Here is a 24,435-nt window from a genome sequence, read left to right as displayed (position 1 = left end):
CGGCTGCTCAGGCCTGGTCCTCGAACGGGCCGGTGCGCACGAAGGCGCCGCCCTGGTAGCGCGCGGCGGGGTCGTCCAGGTCGATGCGCGGCTGGCGAGCCTCCACGGCGGCGCGGAAGGTGTCGGAGCTGTCCTGGGGGCGATAGCCGACGTGGCGCGCCGGCGTGTTGTCCCACCAGGTGGTGGCGTTGTCGGAGATGCCGTAGATGACGCTGTGGCCCACCACCGGCGCGGTGAGCGCGGCCACCACCAGGCGTTCCAGGTCGTCGAAGCTCAGCCAGGTGGCCAGCATGCGCCGGTCCTTGGGCTCGGCGTAGCTGGAGCCAATGCGCAGGCTCACGGTCTCGATGCCGAAGCGGTCGAAGTAGAGCTGTGCCAGATCCTCGCCGAAGGCCTTGGACAGGCCATAGAGACCGTCCGGGCGTGCCGGGTCGCGCGGGCTGATGACCTGGTCCTGCCGATAGAAGCCCGTGACGTGGTTGGAGCTGGCGAACACGATGCGCCACACGCGGTGGTGGCGCGCCGCCTCGTAGAGGTTGTAGGCACCGACGATGTTGGACTCCAGGATCGGCTGCCAGGGCTGCTCGGTGGAAACGCCGCCCATGTGCACCACGGCGTCCACGCCTTCAAGCAGCGCCAGCATGGCAGCCTTGTTTTCCAGGTGCGCCAGCACGATCTCCTCGCCCGGCTCGGCAGGGCCGAAGTCGCGGCGGTGGCTCAGGCGAAGCGTGTCGCAGTAGCGCCGCAGGCGTGGGCGCAGTTCGCGGCCCAGGTTGCCGGCCGCGCCGGTGAGCAGCAGGCGGCCGAAGCGGATGGGAGTCATGGGATCAGGCAGCATGGTGAGGTCTGGCGGGCATGGAATTCGAGGATGAGCGCAGCCCGCCCGGCCTTCCTGAAACGGCGGCCGGGTTCCGGGCGGACGCCCTGGCGGTCAGTAGCTCAGGCCGAAGCCGTACGGATACAGCGTGTCGGCAGCCGGATATCCGGGCACGTCGGGCTGGTTGTTGACCACCGCCTCCAGCTTGTTGGCCAGCGCGAAGGGCAGCTTGCCCTGCGGCTTGAACTTGCCGCTGAGCACTTCAAGCAGCGCCACGTCGCTGACGCCGAAGGTGCCCACGATCGCGCCGGCGTTCTTCAGCCCGCTGGCGTCATCGAGCACGTAAGGCTGGCGGAAGTAGATGGCCAGCACCGTGTTCTTCGCGCCCACCTCATTCATCACCGCCTGGATGTCGGCCAGCGAGGGCGTCATCTGCCACGATTGCGAAGCCGCCATGGTGCTGAACGAGAGGTTGTTGGCTTCCCAGGGGAAGGCGCCGCCGAAGATCAGGCCCACGTCATCCACGCAGCTCGGGTTCTGCGCCGGAAAGAGGATGCAGGAGTCCTCGGCGCCCCAGACGCTGCCGGTGCGCGGGTTGAGGTTGGCCGGTTCGGCCCCGGTGGTCGCGCCCTTGGTGCGGTAGGCGGCCGTGACGGCAGCGGGATTGGTGACCTGCACGCGGATCACGGCCGCGTCATGCCCCGCGGCGCTGGGCCGGCCACCAGGCACCGTGTAGTTGCCATCCGTGACGACATAGCCGTACTTCTGCACGTCGGCTTTGCCCATGCCCATGGTGTAGAGGCGCTTGCCCGCGGCCAGCGGCAGCAGCTTCGCACCCGTGCCCGGGTCGCTGTTCTGCAGCAGCACGATGGATTGCTTCTGCACTTCCAGGCCCTTGGCGCGGTGGGCGTCGCTGCCAAGCACGGCGTCCACCTTCGTCGCATCCACGTAGGGGTTCTCGAACAGGCCGAGCCTGAACTGCTCGGTCAGCAGCCGCCGCGCCGCCTCGGTGACGCGCGCCTCGCTCACCAGCCCGGCGGCAACCAGGTCGGTGATGGTCTTGTTGCTGTTGAAGCCCGAGAGCACGTCCACGCCGGCGTTGATGGCGGTGGCCGCGCGCTCCGGCACGGTCTTGCCTTCCAGGCCCCAGGCGCGGTCGTTGATGATGCCGGTGTCGGAGTTGACGTAGCCCTGGAAGCCCAGCTTGCCGCGCAGCAGGTCCGTCACAATCTGCTTGTTGAACGCGAAACCGGTCTGGTCGTAGGTGACGCCCTCGTAGCTCACGCTGATGGGCACGCCGTAGTAGGGCATGATGGCCGAGACCCCGGCGCTGACGGCGGCCTGGAAAGGCTTGAGGTGGTAGGCGAAGTTGCCGCCCGGGTACACCTGGTGCTTTCCGAAGGAGTAATGCGGGTCGAGCCCCTGCTCCTGCGGGCCACCGCCGGGGAAATGCTTCATGGTCAGCGCCACGGCCGAGTTAGGGCTCACCGGCCCGCCCTGCAGCCCCTGCACCAGCGCGGTCATGATGTTGGCGTTGAGGTCGGCGTCCTCGGTGAAGGTTTCCGACACGCGGTACCAGCGCGGCTCGGTGGCCAGATCGGCCATGTAGCCATAGAGACCGCGCAGGCCCACCGCGCGATATTCCTCGCCCATCACCTCGGTGAGCTTCTGCACGGGCGACATGTCGCCCGTGCCCAGCGCGGCTGCGGCGATGCCGGCCTCGCGCGGAAACTCGGTGAAGGCACCGGCGCTGCCGGAGATGCCGAAGCGCGGATCGTTGTTGTAGTGGTTGCGCTGGTTGTCCTTGAACTGCACCGGGATGCCCAGCGGCTCGGCTTCGGCCAGGGCCTGCACGGCGTTGTGGAACTCCGCAAGCTGCCGCGGGGTGACGACATAGCCTCCGCGCCCGGGCGTGACGCTGCCGTCGCAGGCATCCGCCGTGGCCTTGGCCGTGCTGCGCAGGATGAAGCGCGTCATCTTCTCGGTCTGCACGAAGGCAGCCGCCTTGGTGCTGGCCACGTCGCCCGCGCACCCGGCATTGAGCGTGTCGATGAGCATCATCCCGGCCTTCTGCTGCAGCGTCATGCGCGGCAGCAGGTCGGCCACGCGGGCCTCAATGGACAGCCGCCAATCCTCGTACGGGTCGAGCCGGCCGTTGCCGTTGGCGTCGCGGAACTGGTAGCCGTCCTGGTTCAGAACGGTCTTGCCGCGCACACCGATAGTGGGCTGCTCCAGGCGCGGAGCCTCGCCGTCGTCGCCGCCAAAGCAGCCGCTCAAAGCCAGCCCGGCCACGCTCAGCACGCAGGCCGTGGCAATGGGACGCAGACGGCGTGCGTCTTTGGATTCCATGTTGTCTCCTCGATGCGGCCTCAGACGGGCCTTCGCATTGGTTCCATGAACGTTGCCGGCATCCGGTTTCGCGACTCCGCCATTCGCGGAAAGAGCCTTTGCAGCGGCCCTGGGCGGCGAGGTCCGGCATGGACGCTCATGTCCTGGTCCCCTGTCTCTTCACGTGGGACTGAGCGTGAGTTTCAGCACCCGCTTACAACACGTCCAATGCAAAATTTGTTCAACCCGATACCTTTTCCGTAAGAGGCTGGCAATGGATTTGAGGCAACTGAACTACTTCGTGGCCGTGGCGGAGACGCGGCATCTCGGGCGCGCCGCCGAGAAGCTGCACCTGTCACAGCCTCCTCTCACGCGCCAGATCCAGCAGCTCGAAGCCGAGCTGGGCGTGCAGCTGTTCAAGCGCACGTCACGCGGCATGGAGCTGACGCAGGCCGGAGAAGAGCTGTTGCGCGACGCCCAGAACATTCGCAGCCTCGTGGCGCAGGCAGCCGAGCGCGCACAGCGCGCAGGGCGCGGGCAGGCCGGGCGGCTCGACATCGGCGTCTACGGCTCCGCCATCTTCGGCCTGGTGCCGCAAGTGCTTGAAGCCTTCCACGCCGCGCATCCCGAGGTCGATCTGGTGCTGCACCACGCGCAGACCCCCCAGCAGCTGCCGGCGTTGCGCCAGGGGCGCGTGTCGCTGGTGTTCGAGCGAATGCTGCCCGACGAGGTGGACATCGAGGTGGAGCTGGTGGCGCGTGAACCGCTGCTGCTGGGCATGGCCGAGGGGCATCCGCTGGCAGCCCACGACCGCATCGACGTGGCGGCGCTGCGTGATGAAACGATGCTCATCGGCAGCTCACCTTCCATCGCGGCCATGACGCTGCAGCTGTGCCGGGATCACGGCTTCGAGCCGCGACTTGCGCCGCCGGCCAGCGATGTTGTCACGGCCACGCTGCTGGCCGCGGCGGGGCTGGGCATCACGCTCGTACCGGGTTCGATGACGAACGTTCGCTTCCCCGGCATCACCTACCGGCCCCTGCACTCCCGCGTGGAAGCGTTCATGGACCTGCATTGCTTTTACCTGCAAGACAACGACTCGCCACTGCTGACCGCCATGCTGGAGACAGTGCGCGCCTTTCGCAGCGGCGCCGGCGCGGCATTTCATGGCCGCGAGGCGGCTCACCTTGCCACGCCGGGCAAGTTGCGGGCAAACGAGCGAGGCGGCGAATGAGCCAAGGCGCAAACGAACGAGCGGAGCGGCGGGCCGCCGTGGCGATTCAGGCCCTGTCCGGCGGCGGCGTTTCTGGATCGGTGCGCGTGACCAGCTCGCCCGGGTCGGGCAACACGGTGTCGGTGCGCGCGAGCTGATCGGCGTCGAGCTGGTGCGAGAAGTCCTGCACCGACTCCAGCCGGCGCTGCCGGTCCTCTCGCAGCGTCGGACCGCTCTGGATGTAGAGCGCCAGCAGCTGCGCCAGGTGCACCAGCGAAGACAAGTGGGTGCGTTCGTACCCATGCGTGGCGTCGGTGCCGAAGCACAGCAGCGCGGTGCGCACGTCCGCGCCCGCACTCACGGCCGCGCCGGCGTCGGAGTGGTAGAAGCGGAACACGTCGCGGTGGCTGGGAATGCCGTGCTGCGCGCACAGCGCCAGCAGCCGCCGCGTGAGGTGGTAGTCGTGCGGGCCGGCGGAGTCCATCAGCGGGATGGTCACGCCCTCGTCGCCCGCGCCCTGGCCGGCGGCGATGGGGCCGATGTCCACGCCGATGACCTCGCTCACGTCCTCCTCGATCACGGCGCGCGCGCCGGAGCCCACTTCCTCCGTGAGGGTGAACACGGCATGGCAGTCCATGGGCACCGGCACGCCGGACTTCACCACCGCCTCCAGCGCGCACAGCAGCGCGGCCACGCCGGCCTTGTCGTCGAGGTAGCGCGAGACGATGTAGCCGTTGTCCAGCACCTCCGGCTGCGCGTCGAAGGCCACGAAGTCGCCGACCTGGATGCCCAGCTTCGCCACGTCGGCGGCCGAGGCGATGCGCTCGTCCACGCGCAGCTCCAGCTGGTCCCAGCTGACGGGCTGGCTGTCGATGGCTTCGTTGTAGACATGGCCCGAAGCCATCAGCGGCAGCACCGAGCCGCGGTAGCGTGCGTTCTCGGTGAAGACGGTGACGCGCCCGCCCTCGGCCCAGCGGCTGGACCAGGTGCCGATGGGCGCAATGGAGAGCCGGCCGTTGGCCTTGACCTCGCGCACCATCGCGCCCAGCGTGTCCAGGTGCGCCACGATGGCGCAGGACGGGTTCTGGCGCCGGCGCTCGGGCAGGTTGCGCCGCAGCAGCGCGCGGAGGGTGCCGCGGCGCGTGAGCTCGTAGGGGATGCCGATGGCGTCGAGCCGCGCGCCGGTGTAGTGCACGATCCCGTCGGTCAGCCCGGCCGGGCTGGGAATGGCCAGCAGCTCCAGCAGCGTGTCGATGAGGCGCGTGGCGTCGATGGGCAGCAGGCGCGGTCCCTCGCTCATCAGACCGTCTCCGGGAACAGCAGGTCCACGAAGCGCTCCACGGTGGGCTGCGGCTCGTGGTTGGCCAGGCCCGGGCGCTCGTTGGCCTCGATGATCACGTGCTCGGGCTGCTGCGGCGAGGGCACCAGGAAGTCCAGCCCCACCACCGGGATGCGCAGCGCGCGCGCCGCCGCCTCGGCCGCCTCGCGCAGTTGCGGGTGCAACTGCGGCGTCACGTCGTGGATGGTGCCGCCGGTGTGCAGGTTGGCGGTCTTGCGCACCTGCAGCGCCTGCCCCTCGGGCAGCACGCTGTCCCAGCTGAGACCCTGGTCGGCCAGGCAGCGCTCGGTCTCGCCATCCATGGGGATGCGGCTCTCGCCGCTGGTGGCCGCGGCCCGGCGGGCGCTCTGGCGCTCGATGAGCTCGCGCACCGTGGAGCGGCCGTCGCCCAGCACCTCGGCCGGGCGCCGGATCGCCGCCGCCACCGTGCGGTAGCCGATGACGACGATGCGCAAATCCTGCCCCTGGCAGAACTCTTCCAGCACCACCGGCCCGCCCTCGCGCGCCGCGCGCTCGACGGCCTGCGCCAGCGCGGCCTCGTCGCGGATATCCACGCTGATGCCGCGCCCCTGCTCGCCCAGCGCGGGCTTGACCACGACCGAGCCCTGCGCGCGCAGGAAGGCGGCGTTGTCCTCGGCGCTGCCGGCGGGCTGCTGCTGCGGCACGCGCAGCCCCACGCTGGCCAGGCGGCGCAGCGTGAGCTGCTTGTCCTGGCACCACGTCATCGCCACGCCGCCGGTGAGGTCGGTCAGCGACTCGCGGCACAGGATCTCGTTGCCGAAATGGCGCAGCTTGAAGATGCCCGCCGGGGCGTCGATCACGTCCACGCCGATGCCGCGGCGCCGGGCCTCGTTCACGATCAGCCGGGCATAGATGTTGAGCCCGGCGATGTCGGTGTTGCCGTCGAACAGGCGCTGGTTGATGGCGTTCTTGCGCTTGACCACGAAGCCCGTCACCGGCGCGAAGCCCAGCTTCTCGTACAGCGCGATGGCCGGGCCGTTGTCGTGCATCACCGACAGGTCCAGGAAGCGGCGCCCGCGCTGCGCGAAGTGGCCGATGATGTGGCGCACCAGCGCCTGGCCCACGCCGCCGACGCGGCTCTGCGGATCGACGGCCAGGCACCACAGGCTGGAGCCGCCATGCGCGTCGCCGAAGGCCTGCACATGGTCCAGGCCCAGCACCGTGCCCACCACGTCGCCGCTGCGCTCGTCCTCGGCCACCATGTACGTGAAGGCCTCCTCGCGATGCCGCACCCAGACCACGGCCGGGTCCAGCGGCACCATGCCGCGCATGCGGTAGAGGCGGTTGATGGCGGCGATGTCGGCGCGCGTGGCCAGCGGCCGGATCGCGATGCCCGGCGGCAGTTCCTGCACCGCCTCGCCAGCATCGAGCGGGCGGCGGAACAGCAGCGAGGGGTCGAGGAACAGCTCATTGGGCGCCTCGGCCAGCACCAGCTGCGGCGACTCGACGTAGAGCGCGATGTCGCGCCGGTTCGGCGCCTCCTGCAGCAGCGTCTGCGCCAGCGCAGCGGTGGAATCGAAGGACGGCCCGAACAGCAGCCGGCCCCAGCCGCAGTCCACCCAGGCATTGACCGGCCCGCGCCGGTCGGGGTCGAAGTGCAGCGCCTCGCTGTTGAGGTCGAGCGAATGCAGTGCCGTGGGCGTGGCCGCCGGCTGCGAGCCGGGTTGACGGTGCAACGGAGTCATGGTCGGTTCCCCAGGAATTGTTGGATTGCTTGGATAGGTCAGATGCCGTGGCTCTGCAGCCAGGCCTCCAGCAGCGCGGCCTGCCAGAGCTTGGAGCCGCCCAGGCGGGTGATGTGCTGGTCGGGCGCCTCGAACATCTGCGCGATGGCCTCGGGCCGGAACAGGCCGCGGCCGCGCGCCGCGTCGCTGTCGAGCGCGCCATGCACGAAGTCCAGGAACTCGCCGCGCAGGTACTTGAGCGCCGGCACCGGGAAGTAGCCCTTGGGCCGGTCGATGACCTCGGCCGGGATGACGGCGCGCGCAGCCTCCTTGAGCACATGCTTGCCGCCCTCGGCGATCTTGTGCCGCGCCGGGATGCGCGCGGCGAGCTCCACCAGCTCGTGGTCGAGGAAGGGCACGCGCGCTTCCAGCCCGAAGGCCATGGTCATGTTGTCCACGCGCTTGACCGGGTCGTCCACCAGCATGACCGTGGTGTCCAGCCGCAGTGCGCGGTCGATGGCGCTGGTGGCCCCGGGCTGCGCGAAATGGTGGCTGACGAAGCGCTGGCTGAAGTCTTCGCTCAGCCACTGCGGCTGCAGCAGCGTGCGCATCTCGTCGTGGTCTCGGTCGAAGAACACCGCGCGGTAGGCGTCCACGCTGCGATCCGGATCATCGAGCTGGGCCAGCGGCGGGTACCAGTGGTAGCCGCCAAAAACCTCGTCGGCGCCCTGCCCGCTCTGCACCACGCGGCTGTGCTGCGACACCGCCTGCGACAGCAGGTAGAAGGCCACGCAGTCGTGGCTGACCATGGGCTCGGCCATGGCCGCGATGGCATCGGGCAGGCTGCGCAGCAGGTCGGCCGCGGGCACGTGCAGCTTCTCGTGCACGGTGCCGTAGTGGCGGGCAATGAGGTCGGAATACTTGAACTCGTCGCCGGGCTCGCGGTCCACCGCCTCGAAGCCGATGGAGTAGGTGCGCAGCCCCTGCGTGCCGGCCTCGGCCAGCAGCCCCGTGATCAGGCTCGAATCCAGCCCGCCCGACAGCAGCACGCCCACCGGCACGTCGGCCACCAGGCGCCGCTCGACGGCGCGGCGCAGGGCCTGCAGCACCATTTCTTTCCAGTCCCCGAAGGAGCGCCGCTCGTCCTCCTCCGTGCGCGTGAAGTCCAGCCGCCACCAACTGTGGAGATCGCAGCGGCCGTTGGGATGCACCGCCATCCAGTGTCCCGGCGGCAGCTTGCGCACGCCGCGCAGCATGGTCAGCGGCGCCGGCACCACGGCATGGAAGGACAGGTAGTGGTGCAGCGCGGCCGGGTCGATCGTGGTGTCCACGTCGCCGGCGGCCAGCAGCGCCGGCAGCGCCGAGGCAAAGCGCAACCGCTGCTCGTCGAGCGTGTAATAGAGCGGCTTGATGCCCAGGCGGTCGCGCGCCAGGTAGGTCATGCCGCTGTCGCGCTCCCACAGCGCGAAGGCGAACATGCCCTGCAGCCGCTCCAGCGCGCGCGGTCCCCAGGCATGCCAGGCCTTGAGGATGACCTCGGTGTCGCCGGTGGAGGAAAAGGTGTAGCCCTGCGCGCCCAGCTCCTCGCGCAGCTCGTGGTGGTTGTAGATCGCGCCGTTGAAGACCAGGCCCAGGCCCAGCGTGTTGTCCACGAAAGGCTGATGGCCGCGCCGGCTCAGGTCCATGATGCTCAGCCGCCGGTGGCCGAAGCAGCGCGGGCCGATGCCGAACACGCCCTCGCTGTCCGGCCCGCGGCGCGACTGCGCCTCCGTCATCGCCAACACGGCGCGCACGTCGGCGACCGTGTCGTCGAAGCGAAGCTCACCTGCAATGCCGCACATTGAAATCGTTCCCCTTGCTGTGGTGTCGTCGTTGCGGGCCGAGACATCGGCCCTTGAGCCACCACCTAGGGCAAGGGGCGTGCCGCCCCGGCGGAGTCCCGGGGTCGTGGGGCGCAGGCCCGGGTCAGGACGGCGCGCGCATCATTGCGGTGGCGTGCCGCCGTCGCAGCCGGAGTGCTGCGCCGTCTGTGGTTGCGCGGGCATCTTCATGCGGCACAGTCCGGACTTCGCTACGGGCAGGAGGCGGCCACGGCATGGCGGGCCCCGGAAACGAAAAACTCGGCGGCTGCTGGGTGCGCTGGCGGACATCACGACAGCCCGGGCGGCCTGCCCGGGCGCCCGGGCTCATGCCTTGGCCAAGGGCCGGGTAATGCGTGGCCAGCCGGCCGCGCGTGAGCGCTGCAGGCTCTGTTCGACGAAAGCCTGCTGCGCCGAGGTCAATTCCACGTCGGCGCGAATGGCATCCACCGGGCACTCGGCCACGCACATGGCGCAGTCGATGCATTCCGTCGGCTCGATGGCCAGCACGTCCGGGCCTTCAAGGAAGCACCCCATCGGGCAGGGTGCGACGCAGGCCGTGTCCTTGCACCCCTGGCAGCTTTCTGTGACGGCGAAGGTCATGCGAACCAGATCCCGAACAGCGCCAGCAGCACGAGCAGTACCGCCATGCCCACCACGAACAGCAAGAGAAAGCGGTCCGCCAGCCAGTAGGCGAGCAGGCCCGTGACACCGGCCACCGCGGCCGTCTCCAGCCCGACAGCCAAGTCGAAGGCCCCCGCGCGCAGCCAGACGATGGTGAACACGAGCGCTGCCGCGGCAAGCGCCAGGGCAAGGCGGAAGGAAGGCGAGCAGGTGGGCTGGGCATCCGGCTGGTCGCGCACGATGGACGCTCCGATGGGGTGAGGCAACACGCCGATTGTCCCAGGCAAGCCGCACCGCCCTTGGTCGGCGGCGTGATCTCCCAGCAACCGGGTCCGGTGATGCCCGGCTATGGACGGGCGAAGTCGGGAATGCTGAAGCGCTTGCGATAGGCGCCCGGCGCCAGGCCCGTGGTGCGCTTGAACAGGCGGCGGAAGAAGGCCGCGTCCTCATAGCCGACGCGCCAGCTGATCTCGTCCACCGAGGCGTCGGTTCGCTCCAGCCGCCGCTTGGCGTCCTCGATGCGCAGGCGCTGCACGTAGGCGATGGGCGTCAGGCCGGTGGCGCTGGCGAAGCGGCGCTTGAAGGTGCGCTCGGCCAGCTTCGAGCGCTTGATCATTTCCTCCACCGGGTTGGCCACCGAGAAGTGCGTGCTCAACCACTGCTGTGCCTGCCCTATCTCAGCATCGCCATGGTCACTGCGCCCTTCGAACACCATGTAGGGCGTGAGCCCGTCCTGGTGCCATTGCAGCGCGAACAGCCGCGCCACCTGTTGCGCGGCGGTCGCACCGGCGTGGCGGGCGATGAGGTACAGCACCATGTCGTGCCAGGTGGTGGAGGCGCCCGAGGTGATCAGCTCCTCGCGCAGGCCCGAGATCACCAGCACGCGCTCGGGGTGCGCCGGCACGCCCGGGTACGTGGCCGTGAAGCTGTGGGCGTAGTTGAAGTGCACGGTGACGTCCCGGCCGTCGAAGAGGCCCGTCTCGGCCAGCAGGAAGATGCCCGAGCAGGCCGAGCACAGCAGGGCGCCGCGCGCATGCATGGCGCGGGCCCAGGCCACCAGGCCGGGATGGCGTCCCGCGGGCCAGCCCTGAGGCGGCAGCACCACGGACGGCACGATCACGATGTCGGTGGCCGCGATGTCCTCGATGCCGCGCTGCACCTGCACCGGGACGCCGCTGGCCAGCGTCAGCGCTCCGGCCGCCTCGCCCACGATCTCGGCCTGGAACGGCGCCGGCGTGCCCGGGGCGGCAAGGCCCATCAGCGCGAAGGCGTTCAGGACATCGTAGAGGCCGAACAGCGTGGACGCGGCGGCCTCGGGCAGGGCCACCAGGCTGACATGGCGGGCCGCCGGTGCGGCAGGGGCGCTGGCTCGGTGCATGGCGGTGTTCCTCCTCGGCACAGCGGCTGCACTGTGGCACGAACGGACCGGTTCAGGGCGATTTCGGCTCTTCGCCCGGGCGGCGCCGGCCGCCACCATGGACGCCACGATCCCGCTGTAGTGGATGCGAACAAGGAGCGACACCATGGACACCGCCACGATCGACCAGGCCCGGCTGGACGCCTTCGTCACGCGCGCCATCGAAGACCTCGCCTCCGCCTACGGCGGCGTGATGGTCAGCCTGGGCCACCGCCTGGGGCTGTACAAGGCCATGGCCGGCGCCGGCCCGCTCAGCGCCGGGGAACTGGCCGCGCGCAGCGGCTGCGCCGAGCGCTACGTGCACGAATGGCTCAACGCGCAGGCGGCCAGCGGCTACGTGCAATACCACGCGGCCAGCGCCAGCTATGAGCTCCTGCCCGAGCAGGCGCTGGTGCTGGCCGATGAGGACAGCCCGGTGTTCATCCCGCACGCGTGGCAGGTGCCGGCATCCATGTGGGCGGATGAGGAGAAGTCGCTGGAGACCTTCCGCACCGGCCAGGGCCTGGCCTGGGGCGAGCACGACGGGCGGCTGGCCTGCGGCGTGGCGGCCTTCTACCGCAACGGCTACAAGGCCTGCCTGGTGCCGCAATGGCTGCCCGCGCTGGAAGGGGTGGTGGCGCAGCTGCAGGCCGGCATCGCGGTGGCGGACGTGGGCTGCGGCCATGGCCACTCCACCGTGCTGATGGCGCAGGCCTTTCCACGGTCGCGCTTCTTCGGCTTCGACGTGCACGCGGACTCCATCGCCGCGGCCCGGCGCAACGCGGCCGCGGCCGGCGTGGCCGGGCAGGCGAGCTTCGCAGTCGCCCGCGCCGTCGGCTATCCCAACCGGCACTTCGGACTGATCTGCTTCTTCGACTGCCTGCACGACATGGGCGATCCGGTGGCCGCGGCGCAGTACGCGGCCGAGGTGCTGGCGCCCGGTGGCACGGTGATGCTGGTGGAGCCCTTCGCGCCCGACCGCTTCGACGGCCAACCCGACACCGTGGCGCGGCTGTACTACTCGGCCTCGACCACCATGTGCTGCGCGCATGCCATTTCCGAAGGCGGCAAGCTGGTGCTGGGCGCGCAGGCCGGCGAGGCGCGGCTGCGCGAGGTGTTCCGCAAGGCCGGGTTCACGCACTTCCGGCGCGCGGCGCAGACGCCGTTCAACCTGATCCTGGAGGCGCGGCGCTGACGGCACCCGGCACGGGGAGCCGGCAGCATTGGATTTCCGCGCATAAGCAGCAGCAGAAAGCGTCGTTGTCGCCGCCAAAGGGGGGCTCCTAGACTGCCTTCATTCCAATAACGAAGCAGCCGGAAGATGCCCCCTGCCCCCATCAGCCCCTTCGCGGTGGATCTCGCCGACCCCGTTCAAGTCGAGCACGCAACCGAGGCGCTGGCCCAGGCCCTGCAGAAAACGGCCGTGGCCCGCGACCAGCGCGGCGGCCATGCCCGCACCGAGCGCGAGCTCATCCGCGACAGCGGCCTGCTCAACCTGACCACGCCGCGCGCCCATGGCGGCTGGGGCCACTCCTGGCAGTTCTTCTCCCGCGGCCTGCGCCGCCTCGCGCAGGCCGACAGCGCCCTGGCCCACCTCTACGCCTTCCACCACCTGCAGGTCGCCACCGTGCTGCTGTACGGCGAGCCCGAGCAGCATGAATTCTTCCTGCGGCCCACGGTGCGCGAGCGGCTGTTCTGGGGCAACGCGCTCAACCCCAACGACAAGCGCGCGCTGGCGCAGGCCGAGGGCACGGGCTTCGTCGTCAACGGCCCCAAGAGCTACTGCTCCGGCTCGGTGGGCTCGGACCGCCTGAGCTTCTCCGCCTGGCATGAGCCCACGCAGAGCCTGCTCATCGCCGCGCTGCCCAGCCGCAGCCCCGGTATCAGCATCCAGGGCGACTGGGACGCCTTCGGCCAGCGCCAGACCGACAGCGGCACCGTGCAGTTCGACCAGGTGCGCGTGCAGGCGCACGAGGTGCTGGTGCGGCCCGGCACGGTGCTGCAGCCGCGCGCCACGCTGCGCTCGCAGATCGCGCAGCTCATCCTGGTCAACCTCTACGTCGGCATCGCCCAGGGCGCGCTGGCGCACGGCCTGCGCTACACGCGCGACTCCTCGCGGCCCTTCTTCGCCTCGGGCGTCGCGCGCGCCGTGGACGACCCCTACATCCAGCACCGCTACGGCGAGCTGTCCGTGCTGGTGCGCCCGGCCGAGGTGCTGGCCGACCTGGCGGCACGGAGGCTCGACGAGGCCCTGGCGCTGGGCGCCGACGTGACGGCCGCCGACCGCGGCAAGGTGGCCGTCGCGGTGGCCGAGGCCAAGGCCGTGGCGCACCGCGCCGCCATCGAGGTCAGCTCCCAGGTGTTCGAGCTCACGGGCGCGGGCGCCACCGCCTCGCGGCTGGGGCTGGACCGTTTCTGGCGCAACGCCCGCGTGCACACGCTGCACGACCCGCTGGACTACAAGCTGCGCGACCTCGGCCGCCATGCCCTGCTCGGCCGCTACCCCGAGCCCACGGCCTATTCCTGATTCCGGTTTTGCTTTGCCGTTGAAATGACCCGTTCGCACTGAGGTATCGAAGTGCGAGTCCGTGAGGCTGCGATGGCCGCACCACGGCAGGGGCCGTTCATCCTTCGATACCTCAGGACGAACGGAACGTTTCACTGACGAACGCGAAATGGAATGACGCTCCTACTACAAGAGAACACACCATGAGCCTCGACATCTTCTGGTTCCTGCCCACCTCGGGCGACACGCGCTACCTGGGCAAGTCCGACTTCGGCCGCCCGGCCAGCAACGAGTACATGCGGCAGATCGCCGTCACGGCCGAGAACCTGGGCTACGACGGCCTGCTCATCCCCACCGGCGCCTCCTGCCTGGACCCGTGGGTGGTGGCGTCGAGCCTCGTGCCGGTGACGCAGCGCATCAAGCTGCTGGTGGCGCTGCGCACCTCCATCAGCGGCCCCACCGCCAGCGCGCGCCAGGCCGCCTCGCTGGACCAGGCGCTGCACGGCCGCCTGCTGCTCAACGTGGTGCCCGGCGGCGACGCCGCGGAGCTGGCCGCCGAGGGCGTGCACCTCAAGCACGACGAGCGCTACGAGGTCGCCGACGAGTTCCTCGGCGTCTGGAAGCGGCTACTGCAGGGCGAGAAGGTGGACTTCGAGGGCCAGCACTTCAGGATCGAGGGCGCGAAGAACCACTTCGAGCCCGAGAGCCGCCCCTATCCGCCGCTGTACTTCGGCGGCTCCTCGCCGGCGGCGCACGAGCTCGCCGCCAAGCATGTGGACGCCTACCTCACCTGGGGCGAGCCGCCCGCGGCCGTGGCGGAGAAGATCGCCGACGTGCGCGCGCGCGCCGCCAAGCATGGGCGCACGGTGCGCTTCGGCGTGCGGCTGCAGGTCATCGTGCGCGAGACCAACGCCGAGGCCTGGGCCGCGGCCGACAGCCTCATCAGCAAGCTCACGGACGAGGACATCCACGCCGCGCAGGCCAACTTCGCCAGGATGGATTCGGTGGGCCAGCAGCGCATCACCGCGCTGCACGGCGGGCGCCGCGACAAGCTGGAGATCAGCCCCAACCTCTGGGCCGGCGTGGGCCTGGTGCGCGGCGGCGCTGGCACGGCGCTGGTCGGTGATCCCGAAACCGTCGCGGCCCGCCTCAAGGAGTATGCGGACCTGGGCGTGGACAGCTTCGTGCTCTCCGGCTACCCGCACCTGGAAGAGGCCATCCGCTTCGCCGAGCTGGTGTTCCCGCTGCTGCCGGACAAGAAGCCCGTGACGCTGCGCGACCAGGTGCTCACCGGCGGCGCCTTCGACGTGCGCGCCACTGTGGCCGAAAGGAAGGCGGCATGAGCCTCCCCGTCATCGACATGCGCTGCCGGCCGGCGTACCTGCACGACTTCTTCGGCGCCATGCCCGGCTCGGCCGCCAACGACGTGGCGCGCTGGCTCAACCAGCGCGTGGGCACGCGCGGCGACCCCGAGCACTACGCCCGCTCGCGCACGCACGAGGGCTTCATGGCCGAGATCGACGACGCGGGCCTGAGCAAGGCCGTGGTGGTGGGCCGGCACACGCCCACGCAGCATCTCAGCAACGACCGCATCCACGAGATCGTGCGCAGCGATGAGCGGCTGGTGGGCATCGGCGCGGTCGATCCGGCGCTGCTGGGCCCGGGCACGCCCGACGAGGTGGACCGCGCCGTGCGCCAGCTCGGCCTGGCCGGCATCGACATCGAGCCCGGCTTCGGTGCGCCGGCGCGCCATGCCGACGACCCGCTGTACTTCCCGGTCTACGAGCAGCTCTCGGCGCTGGGCGTGCCGGTGTTCCTGATGTCGGGCCCGACCACGCCGGACCACCGCTTCAACGACCCCGCACCGCTGGCGCGCGTGGCGGCGGCCTTCCCGAAGCTGCGCATCGTCGCCTACCACGGCTACTGGCCCAACGTGCAGCAGCTCGTGGGCGTGGCCTTCCGGCACGAGAATGTGTTTCTCGTGCCGGACATGTACCTGTTCCTGCCGGGCAGCGAGGTGGTGGTTACGGCCGCCAACCAGTTCCTGTCCGACCAGGTGCTGTTCGGGTCCTCCTACCCGTTTCGGCCCATCCGGCAGAGCGTCGAGGACGCGCAGCGGCTGGGCTTCAAGGATGACGTGCTTGAAAAGTTTCTTTTCCAGAACGCCAAGCGTGTGCTCTCGATGGACTGAGGGCGGCGCACCCCGGCCCGAGCTGCATGGGGAGGCACGGCCATGCCGCGGCTGAGCCTGGACGAGGCACGGCTGCTGGCCGCTGCCGCCCTGGAGCGTGCCGGTGCCGGCGCATCGATGGCGGCCTCCACGGCCCGCGCCCTGGTGCTGGCCGAGGCACAGGGGCTGAGCTCGCACGGTCTGGCGCGCGTGCCGCAGTACGCGGCGCACCTGCGCCACGGCCGGGTGGAGGGCCGCGCGGTGCCGCAGCTGCTCACGGCGCGCGGCGGCGCGGCGGTGGTCGATGCGCAGGACGGCCTGGCCTTCCCCGCCTGCGACTTCGCCGTGGCCGAAGGCCTGCGCCGCGCGCGCGAGTTCGGCGTGGCTTTCGTCGGCGTCACGCGCAGCCACCATGGCGGCGTGATGGCGGACCACCTGCGCCCCGTGGCAGAGGCCGGCATGGTGGGCCTGGCCTTCGCCAACTCGCCGGCCGCGATGCCGGCCGCAGGGGGGCGCCATCCCATCTTCGGCACCAACCCGCTGGCGGCGGCCTTCCCGCGCCACGGACAAGACCCGCTGCTGGTGGACCTGAGCCTGTCGGAAGCGGCACGCGGCAAGCTGATGGTGGCCGCGCAGCGAGGCCAGCCCATTCCGGAGGGCTGGGCGCTGGACAAGGACGGCCGCCCCACCACCGACCCCAAGGCCGGCATGGAAGGCTCGATGCTGCCCATCGGCGGCGCCAGCAGCGCCAAGGGCGCGATGCTGGCGCTGGTGGTGGAGTTGCTGGTGACGGCGCTCATCGGCGCCAACTTCGGCTTCGAAGCTTCAAGCTTCTTCGTTGACGAGGGCAACCGGCCGCGCATCGGTCAGGCTTTCCTCGTCATCGACCCCGGCGCGCTGGCCGGCTCCCGCAGCTATCTGGAGCGTGTCGAGGTGCTGGTGCGCGAGATGCTGGTGGACGAGGGCGTGCGCCTGCCTGGCGCGCGGCGCGAGCAGCTGCGCCGGCAGGCGCAGCGGGAAGGCGTGGTCGTGACGGAGGCGCTGCTGGCCGGGCTGCGGCGTTGAGAGCCGCGCCGGCGCGCACCGAAGGGGCTCGCGTGCCGCAGGTACATGCGGTCGGCATCGACTGACGGTCGCGGCCGGCGCAGGGCGCCCTCGGCCGGTGCGTCGGCATGCCGGCCGAACCATCCTGGTGCGTGCAAACCATGCTCTGCATCAAGCTCAAGCCGCAGCCGCCGTGATGTACTGCACGGCAGCGGCCTCCTCCGCTTCTTCCCACCATCCGGCCCACCGTGGACCCAACACATGGGACCCGATGGGCCGTCCGTTCCAAGCTGCTGCCAGGCACAGCACTCAACCATGCCGGACGCCCTTAACTCGGTAGGCCGTTGCGCCGATAAGCGCCAGTCCCCTGTGAGGTAACTTGAACGTCACAGTGCCCTGCTGAAATACAGAGCACCGCGCCGACCTTCCCGCTGCCTCACCACTTTCCGTTTGAGGTCGCAACGACACTGAGCCTGACCCTATGTTTTTCAAGCATTTCAAAATCGGCACGCGGCTCGCGATCGCCTTCTCAACCGTCATCGCGCTGCTGCTGGTGATCATGGTCGTCGGCACCGCCAGTCTGGACCGCATGAGCACCCTGATGGGTGACATGGTGGACCAGCGCTATGCCGAGATCGCATTGAGCAACACCATCAAGGCCAACGGCGACAAGGGCGCCCTGATCATCGGCCGCCTGCTGCTGTCCTCCACGCCCGAGCAGCAGCAAAGGTACATGGACGAGTACGCCGCCATCCGCGCGGCCAACACCGAGAACTACAAGAAGTTCGAGGCCCTCATGCAGTCGCCCGAGAGCAAGGCGCTGTTCGAGGAGCAGGCCAAGGCGCGCCAGGAGTACGGTGCCGTGGTGCGCAAGGTCTTCGACCTGCTCAAGGCCGGCGACCGCGAGGCGGCGCTGGCGGTGTACCAGAACGAGACGTCCGGGCCGCAGCAGAAGTATTACGCGCTGCTCGACCGCATGGTCGAGCGCCAGGCGCAGAGCATGGCGCAGGACAGTGCCGGCGCCCGAGACAGTGCGCGCCAGTCCAAGGTCGAGATGGCCCTCGCCTCGCTGCTGGCCGCGCTGCTCAGTGCGGCGACGGCCTGGTACATCACCCGCTCCATCACGCAGCCGATCGGTCGCGCCATCGCCGTGGCCGAAGCGGTGGCGGCGGGCGACCTCACCTGCGAGGCGCGTGCCGAGAGCGACGACGAGGTCGGCCGCCTGATGAACGCGCTGCAGAACATGGTGCGCAGCCTGCACCGCATCGTCTCGCAGGTGCGCGGCAGCGCCGACACCATCACCAGCGCGGCGCAGGAGATGTCACAGGCCAACCGCGACCTCTCGGGGCGCACCGAGCAGCAGGCCAGCGCGCTGCAGGAGACGGCTTCGGCGATGGAGCAGCTGACCTCGACCGTGCGGCTCAACGCCGACCATGCCGGCCAAGCCAGCCAGCTCGCGGTCTCCGCCTCGGAGGTGGCGACCCAGGGCGGCGACACGGTGGGCAAGGTGGTCGCGTCGATGGGCGGCATTGCCGCCTCGTCGCAGCGCATCTTCGAGATCATCAACGTCATCGACGGCATCGCCTTCCAGACCAACATCCTCTCGCTCAACGCCGCGGTGGAGGCCGCGCGCGCGGGCGAGCAGGGCCGCGGCTTCGCGGTGGTCGCCAGCGAGGTGCGGGCGCTGGCGCAGCGCTCGGCCTCCGCGGCCAAGGAGATCAAGGCGCTGATCGATGCCTCGGCCGTGCAGATCGGCGAGGGCAACCGCATGGCGGAGCGCGCCGGCGCCACGATGGACCAGGTCGTCGCCGGCATCAAGCGCGTCAGCGACATCGTGGCCGACATCAGCGCCTCCAGCCGCGAGCAGAGCGTGGGCATCGAGCAGGTCAACGCCGCCATCGCCAGCATGGACACCTCGACGCAGAAGAACGCCGCCATGGTCGAGCAAGGCACCGCCTCGGCACAGGCCATGCAGGACCAGGCCAGGGAACTGGCCCATGCGGTGAGCACCTTCAAGCTCTGAGCGGCGGAGCCAGTCTCTTTCGCGGGCACCGGCGCTCCCGCCGGTGCTCTTTTCCCGGCATGGCGACATGCCTTCGGGCGCGGGGTGCGCAGTCCCCGTGCCTGACCACACCCACGGACCCGTATGAACCAGACCTTCGACCTCAAGGACGGATGGGCGCTGCGCAGCCGCCCGGATGACCACACAACCGCCTCCACCGGCGCCTTGTGGCCCGCCGTGCACCGCTTCATCGATGCGCACCGACAGGAGGGCCACCGCTTCGCCGCGCTGGACCCGACGGGTGCGGCGTGTTCGCTGGATCTGGGCGCGCTGGCGCCCGAGCGTTTCGGCCTGCAGCCTGCCGACCCGCTCACGACGGACGGCAGCTCCTGGGAGGGCGCGGCCGACGTGCAGACGCTGGACCGGCAGCTCAAGGCCGCGTACTGCGGCGCGCTGGCGCTGGACGCCTCGGCCGTGCGGGATGAAACGCGCCGGGCCTGGCTGCATGCGCGCATGGAAACGCCCGCCACGGCCGTCCCGCCCACCACGGCGCAGCGGCTGCTGGAGCGGCTCGTCCAGGCCGAGGCCTGGGAGCACTTCATGGCCGAGCATTACGGCCACGGCAAGCGCTTCTCGCTCGAAGGCTGCGAGGCCCTGGTGCCGCTGCTCGACGCGCTGTTCGAGGCGGCGGCCGGGCGTGGCATCCGGTACTGCTTCATGGGCATGCCCCACCGCGGCCGTGTCAACGTGCTGGCCAACGTCCTGGGCGCGACGCCGGCAACGCTGCTCGGCTACTTCGAGTCCGACCCCGCGCACCCTGAACTGATCCACGACCTGGTCTACCACCTCGGTGCGGACCATGAGGTGGCCACCGCACACGGCGCGATCGAAGTCACGCTGGCACCTAACCCCTCGCACCTGCAGAGCGTCTATCCGGTCGTGATGGGCATGGCGCATGCGTTCCAGTCGGGCCAGCCGCACGAGGACCGCCGCCAGGCGGCCCTGCCCCTGGCGCTGCACGGCGACGCCGCCTTTGCCGGCCAGGGCGTGGTGATGGAGACGCTGGCCCTGACGCAGAAGCCCGGCTACACGGTCGGCGGCACGGTGCACGTCATCATCAACAACCAGGTCGGGTTCACCGAGCCCAACCCGATGGACCCGCAGGCGGCGCGCTACTGCACCGACATCACGCGCATGGTCGATGCCCCGGTGCTGCGCGTGAACGCCGACGTGCCGCAGGCGCTGCTGCGTGCCGCCGCCATCGCGGTGGACTACCGCATGGCCTTCGGCGCCGACGTGGTGATCGACCTCATCGGCTACCGGCGCCTGGGGCATTCCGAGCACGACGTGCCGATGCTGACCAACCCGCGCCACCAGCCCCGCTGCGATCGCAAGTCCTCGGTCGTGGCGCTGTACGCGGCCGAGCTGGCCGCCACCGGCGTGGTGCCCGACGCCCCGGCCTTCGCCGAGCAGTGCCGCGCCGCCGCGCGCGCGCGCTTCGCCGAGCCGGGCCGGCCGACCGCGGAAGCGCCGGCCCCGCAGGCCCAAGCCGGCGTGGAGGCTCTGCCGCTGTCGCGTACCGGGCTGCAGGCCGCCGTCGCTGCCATGACGCGCCTGCCTCAGGGCTTCGAGTCGCATGCGATGGTGCGCGAGCTCATCGCGCGCTGGCAGTCCGCGATGCACGACGCGGACGGGCGGACCGACTGGTGCCTGGCCGAGAACCTGGCCTATGCCAGCCTGCTGGCCGCCGGCATCGACGTGCGGGTGTCGGGCCTGGACGTGCAGCGCGGCACCTTCATGCACCGCCACGCCGTGTGGCACGACCAGGCCGGCAGGCACGACCCGTTCGTGCCGCTGCGCCAGCTGCCCAACGCGGCGCGCTTCGAGGCCGTCAACTCGGTGCTGTCGGAAGAGGCGGTGCTGGGCTTCGAATACGGCCACAGCGTGCAGGCCCGCAAGGCGCTGACGGTGTGGGAGGCGCAGTTTGGTGACTTCGTCAACGGTGCCCAGGTCTTCATCGACCACTACCTCAGCGCCGGCGAGGAGAAGTGGGGCCAGGCCTCGGCGCTGACGCTGCTGCTGCCGCACGGCTACGAGGGCGTGGGGCCGGAGCATTCCAACGCCTGGCTGGCCCGCTTCCTGGCGCTGTGCGGCGCCGACAACCTGCGCGTGGCCTACCCGTCCACGGCGGCGCAGCTGTTCCACCTGCTGCGCCGCCAGGCCACCGCGGCCGAGCGCAAGCCGCTGGTGGTGATGACGCCCAAGTCCGTGCTCGCCAAGGAGGCGGGCTCGCATTGCAGCATCGACCAGCTGGTGGCAGGCACGTTCGAGCCGGTGCTGCAGGAGGCCGAGCTCGCCGCCTACGCGGGCGCGACGCGCGTGGTGCTGTGCAGCGGCAAGCTGTACTACGCGCTGGAGCGCGCGCGCCGCGAGCAAGGCCGCACGGACGTGGCGCTGCTGCGCCTGGAGCAGCTCTACCCGTTCCCGGCGGCCGAGCTGGCCCGGGTGCTGGCGGCCTTCCCCGCGCTGCGCACGCTGGTGTGGGCGCAGGAAGAAACGCTCAACCAGGGCGCCTGGCACTTCGTGCGCGATGACCTGGCCGCGGCGCTGCCGGCCGGCGCCGCGCTGGCCTGCGCGGCACGCCCGGTCACCGCCTCGGGCGCAACCTCCTCGCACCAGTTGCACCTACACCAAGAGCGGGAGCTGGTGCAGCGCGCGCTGGGCGTGCCGGAAGACGCTGGGCACTGAGCATCGCCGCAGCCGCTGCAGCCACAAGCTGGTGGAGCAGCGGCTGCAAGGTCTGCTTCGACGTTTCCAGGAAGACCTCGCCATGCCCGTGCAGAGCCCGCCCCCGCGTAGCCGGGGGCGGGCATCCACGCTGACCGGGATGCTGCCCGGCGCTTGTGGACACCCGCCTGCGCGGGTGTGACGAGGTTCTTTCAAGCGCCAGCCGGGCCAGCCGGAATTGCAATGAACCCGGCCGGCACAAGCCGCCAAGGCCGCCGCGCGCGGCCTGCTCAGGCCTGGGCCGCCACGGCCATGGGAAACATCTCCGGCGTGGCCGGCTCGGGCTGGCCATCGCCGCGCCGCGAGCCCTTGACGTTGAAGATCGCCACCGCCTGGACCAGCCGGTAGGTCTGCAGGCTCAGGCTGTCCGAGGCCACCGCGTTCTGTTCCACCAGGGCGGCGTTCTGCTGCGTGATCCGGTCCATGTGGTTCACCGCCTGGCTGATCTGGCCGATGCCGCCGCTGAGCTCCTGGGTGGAAGAGCTCATCTGGCCGATGAGCTCCGACACCTCCCTCACCTGCGCCACGATGCCGCCCATGGCCTGGCCGGCCTGCTCCACCAGCGTCGAGCCCGTCCCGACCTTCTGCACGCTGGCCTCGATGAGCTGCTTGACCTCCTTGGCCGCCTGGGCACTGCGCTGCGCCAGGTTGCGCACCTCGCTGGCCACCACCGCGAAGCCGCGGCCCTGCTCGCCCGCGCGCGCGGCCTCCACCGCGGCGTTGAGGGCCAGGATGTTGGTCTGGAACGCGATGCTGTCGATCAGGTGCACGATGTCCTCGATGCGCCGCGAGCTGTCGGAGATGTCGCTCATGGTCCGGACCACTTCCGACACCGCGTGCCCGCCCTGCAGCGCCGCGTCGCGGGCCTGGCCCGAGAGCCCGCTGGCCTGGGCGGCGGTCTGGGCATTCGTCCTGACCGTGGCGGTCATCTGCTCCATGGACGCGGCCGTCTGCTCCACGCTGGCGGCGGCCTGCTCGGTGCGCGAGCTCAGGTCCGCGTTGCCCTGGGCGATCTCCGCGGCGGCATGCCGCACCGACTGGATCTGCTGGCTCGCATCGTCCACCAGCCAGCGGAACATGAGTCCGAGCTGGCCGACGCAGCGCAGCGTCATGCCGATCTCGTCCACCCGGCTCAGGTGCGTGGTCATCCAGTTCTCGCCGGTGACCACCTTCTCCGCCTCGGCGCGCAGCCGCTCCAGCGGGCGGGCGATCTGCGCCTCCAGGGCCCAGCAGCTCGCCAGCAGCGCCAGCAGCGCGCCGGCGCCCATCGCGGCGCCCGGCACGATGCCGGGCCGCTGCGCCCACACCAGCGCGGCCATCACCGGCACCAGCCCGATGAAGGCCAGGCGGATGCGCCAGCGCACCGGCATGAGCTGGAACAGCGCGGTCCAGCCCAGCCATCCCGTGCGCAGCAGCACTCCCTTGTGGAAGCGCCGCTTCGCCCGCCCCTCGCGGACCTCGGCATAGAGCTTCTCCGCGGCGGCGACCTCCTCGCGGGAGGGCTGCGTGCGCACCGACATGTAGCCCACGTTGCGCCCATGCCGCACCACCGGCACGGCATTGGCCCGCACCCAGTAGTGGTCGCCGTCCTTGCGCCGGTTCTTCACCAGCGCCGTCCAGGGCTGGCCGGCCTTGAGCGTGGCCCACATGTCGGCAAAGGCCTCGCGCGGCATGTCGGGGTGGCGCACGAGGTTGTGCGGCTTGCCCTCGATCTCCTCGCGCCGGAAGCCGCTGACGCCGATGAAATCGTCGTTGGCATAGGTGATGGCGCCGTGCATGTCCGTGGTGGACATCAGCGTCGCGCCGGCGGGAAACCGAAACTCGGATTGCGTGACGGGCTGGTTGTTTCGCATGAGCGATTTCTTCCCGATAAAGCGAAGAAGCACCGCGCACAGGCAGTGCAGCCGTTGAGCCCCGCCAGCACGCCACCGGCAAAAACCAAGCTGGTGCTGCAGCAAGCTGCCTGCAAAAATTAACGGCAGCGTACCGGTGCCCAATTTTCCAGAGTCGGCCTCAACGGCCTTCCAGAAAATCCAAATCCATGACAGTTTCGACAATAAACTTAATTGCCGAAACTACATCAAGCTTGTTTCGCACCCTGCAACCTGTACCCCAAGCAAGGTGCTCCACGAAAATTTCGTGTCTCCTCAAGCGCTTGGCGCCTGCACGACCACTCTCAGCGCTTGCCAGTGCCGTCGCTGACCTTTTTATCGCTAAATTTGCTGTTGCTGATACAAAAGCTTACTAAGGCCCTTTCAGGGCGTCAACAGGTTCCATGCGCGGGGCTGCGCTGAAAACGCGGCACCGGCCTGGCCGGTCCGTGATTCTTTGGCCACGATCCCGGCCGGGCGCCGTCTGAAGATTGCGTCCAAATATCGATATTCAGTATCGCGGCACGCTCTTGCAAACCCGTTGCCGCCTGTCAAGCCCGGGGCCTCAACAAGATCGGAAAGACATTGCCTGGAAAACGCTGAGAAGCGCGGGCCGTGCGGCGGCGGCTCGATGTCGGTTTTTTCCTATCGGGCGCGAGGAGCGTGCCCTAGGAGCGTGGGCGGCAGAGTTTTCGGAGGCTACCCAGCGCGCCGAGGTTCAAGTCCTGCCGCGGTATCGCAATGAACGCGGTCTTGGCTGCGTCTGACGGCGATCGGTGAAGGACTGCGCTGGT

General features: G+C 70.1%; 17 protein-coding genes. 8 read left to right on the top strand and 9 right to left on the bottom strand.

Annotated elements, in window-relative coordinates:
• Positions 1-7 precede the first annotated feature (7 nt).
• On the bottom strand, positions 8-823 hold the full coding sequence (locus HHL10_RS27985) for an NAD-dependent epimerase/dehydratase family protein (RefSeq protein WP_235971845.1): 816 nt from the start codon (positions 821-823) through the stop codon (positions 8-10).
• Positions 824-931: 108 nt separating this feature from the next.
• Positions 932-3,166: a glycoside hydrolase family 3 protein gene (locus HHL10_RS27980; protein WP_169163708.1), complete on the bottom strand. Its 2,235-nt coding sequence runs from the start codon at positions 3,164-3,166 to the stop codon at positions 932-934.
• Between the two features lie 175 nt (positions 3,167-3,341).
• Between HHL10_RS27980 and HHL10_RS27975 the strand changes: the two genes are divergently transcribed.
• The gene (locus HHL10_RS27975) at positions 3,342-4,379 is read left to right on the top strand and encodes a LysR substrate-binding domain-containing protein (RefSeq protein ID WP_205833258.1); all 1,038 of its coding nucleotides are present in this window, start codon (positions 3,342-3,344) and stop codon (positions 4,377-4,379) included.
• Positions 4,380-4,425: 46 nt separating this feature from the next.
• Here HHL10_RS27975 and HHL10_RS27970 read toward each other — a convergent pair whose 3' ends face one another.
• The 6 genes from HHL10_RS27970 to HHL10_RS27945 all read right to left on the bottom strand — a co-directional run bounded on the left by HHL10_RS27970 (position 4,426) and on the right by HHL10_RS27945 (position 11,243).
• Complete coding sequence (locus tag HHL10_RS27970) at positions 4,426-5,658, bottom strand: osmoprotectant NAGGN system M42 family peptidase (protein ID WP_169163707.1); 1,233 nt, start codon at positions 5,656-5,658, stop codon at positions 4,426-4,428.
• Positions 5,658-7,403, bottom strand: a complete 1,746-nt coding sequence (ngg, locus tag HHL10_RS27965) for an N-acetylglutaminylglutamine synthetase (RefSeq protein WP_169163706.1) — start codon at positions 7,401-7,403, stop codon at positions 5,658-5,660. The genes HHL10_RS27970 and ngg overlap by 1 nt, the downstream gene beginning before the upstream one ends.
• A 38-nt stretch (positions 7,404-7,441) precedes the next feature.
• Positions 7,442-9,223 carry an N-acetylglutaminylglutamine amidotransferase gene (locus HHL10_RS27960; protein ID WP_169163705.1) on the bottom strand — a complete coding sequence of 594 codons (1,782 nt, stop codon included), beginning with the start codon at positions 9,221-9,223 and terminating at the stop codon, positions 7,442-7,444.
• 345 nt (positions 9,224-9,568) lie between these two features.
• The gene (locus tag HHL10_RS27955; RefSeq protein WP_169163704.1) at positions 9,569-9,844 is read right to left on the bottom strand and encodes a ferredoxin family protein; all 276 of its coding nucleotides are present in this window, start codon (positions 9,842-9,844) and stop codon (positions 9,569-9,571) included.
• Positions 9,841-10,104: a hypothetical protein gene (locus tag HHL10_RS27950; RefSeq protein ID WP_169163703.1), complete on the bottom strand. Its 264-nt coding sequence runs from the start codon at positions 10,102-10,104 to the stop codon at positions 9,841-9,843. Before HHL10_RS27950 ends, HHL10_RS27955 begins: the two co-directional genes overlap by 4 nt.
• A 107-nt stretch (positions 10,105-10,211) precedes the next feature.
• Positions 10,212-11,243: a GlxA family transcriptional regulator gene (locus HHL10_RS27945; RefSeq protein ID WP_169163702.1), complete on the bottom strand. Its 1,032-nt coding sequence runs from the start codon at positions 11,241-11,243 to the stop codon at positions 10,212-10,214.
• 145 nt (positions 11,244-11,388) lie between these two features.
• Between HHL10_RS27945 and HHL10_RS27940 the strand changes: the two genes are divergently transcribed.
• The 7 genes from HHL10_RS27940 (at position 11,389) to HHL10_RS27910 (ending at position 21,731) form a co-directional block, all read left to right on the top strand.
• Positions 11,389-12,456, top strand: coding sequence for a class I SAM-dependent methyltransferase (locus HHL10_RS27940; RefSeq protein ID WP_169163701.1), 1,068 nt, complete (start codon positions 11,389-11,391; stop codon positions 12,454-12,456).
• Between the two features lie 126 nt (positions 12,457-12,582).
• Positions 12,583-13,788 (top strand): acyl-CoA dehydrogenase family protein, encoded by a 1,206-nt coding sequence (locus tag HHL10_RS27935; RefSeq protein WP_169163700.1) that lies wholly within the window; start codon positions 12,583-12,585, stop codon positions 13,786-13,788.
• Between the two features lie 182 nt (positions 13,789-13,970).
• Entirely contained in the window at positions 13,971-15,110 is a 1,140-nt protein-coding gene (ssuD, locus tag HHL10_RS27930) for an FMNH2-dependent alkanesulfonate monooxygenase (protein ID WP_169163699.1), read from the top strand.
• Positions 15,107-15,958, top strand: a complete 852-nt coding sequence (locus HHL10_RS27925) for an amidohydrolase family protein (protein WP_169163698.1) — start codon at positions 15,107-15,109, stop codon at positions 15,956-15,958. Before ssuD ends, HHL10_RS27925 begins: the two co-directional genes overlap by 4 nt.
• A gap of 42 nt (positions 15,959-16,000) precedes the next feature.
• Positions 16,001-17,002 carry an Ldh family oxidoreductase gene (locus HHL10_RS27920; protein ID WP_169163697.1) on the top strand — a complete coding sequence of 334 codons (1,002 nt, stop codon included), beginning with the start codon at positions 16,001-16,003 and terminating at the stop codon, positions 17,000-17,002.
• 460 nt (positions 17,003-17,462) lie between these two features.
• Positions 17,463-19,004: a methyl-accepting chemotaxis protein gene (locus tag HHL10_RS31280; protein WP_169163696.1), complete on the top strand. Its 1,542-nt coding sequence runs from the start codon at positions 17,463-17,465 to the stop codon at positions 19,002-19,004.
• Positions 19,005-19,127: 123 nt separating this feature from the next.
• Positions 19,128-21,731: a 2-oxoglutarate dehydrogenase E1 component gene (locus HHL10_RS27910; RefSeq protein ID WP_169163695.1), complete on the top strand. Its 2,604-nt coding sequence runs from the start codon at positions 19,128-19,130 to the stop codon at positions 21,729-21,731.
• A gap of 269 nt (positions 21,732-22,000) precedes the next feature.
• Here HHL10_RS27910 and HHL10_RS27905 read toward each other — a convergent pair whose 3' ends face one another.
• Entirely contained in the window at positions 22,001-23,623 is a 1,623-nt protein-coding gene (locus HHL10_RS27905; RefSeq protein WP_169163694.1) for a methyl-accepting chemotaxis protein, read from the bottom strand.
• Positions 23,624-24,435: the final 812 nt, after the last annotated feature.

Origin of the sequence: Azohydromonas caseinilytica, from assembly GCF_012927045.1 — a bacterium.
Classification (GTDB): Bacteria; Pseudomonadota; Gammaproteobacteria; order Burkholderiales; family Burkholderiaceae_C; genus Azohydromonas; species Azohydromonas caseinilytica.
This window is presented reverse-complemented; position numbering and strand designations above follow the sequence as displayed.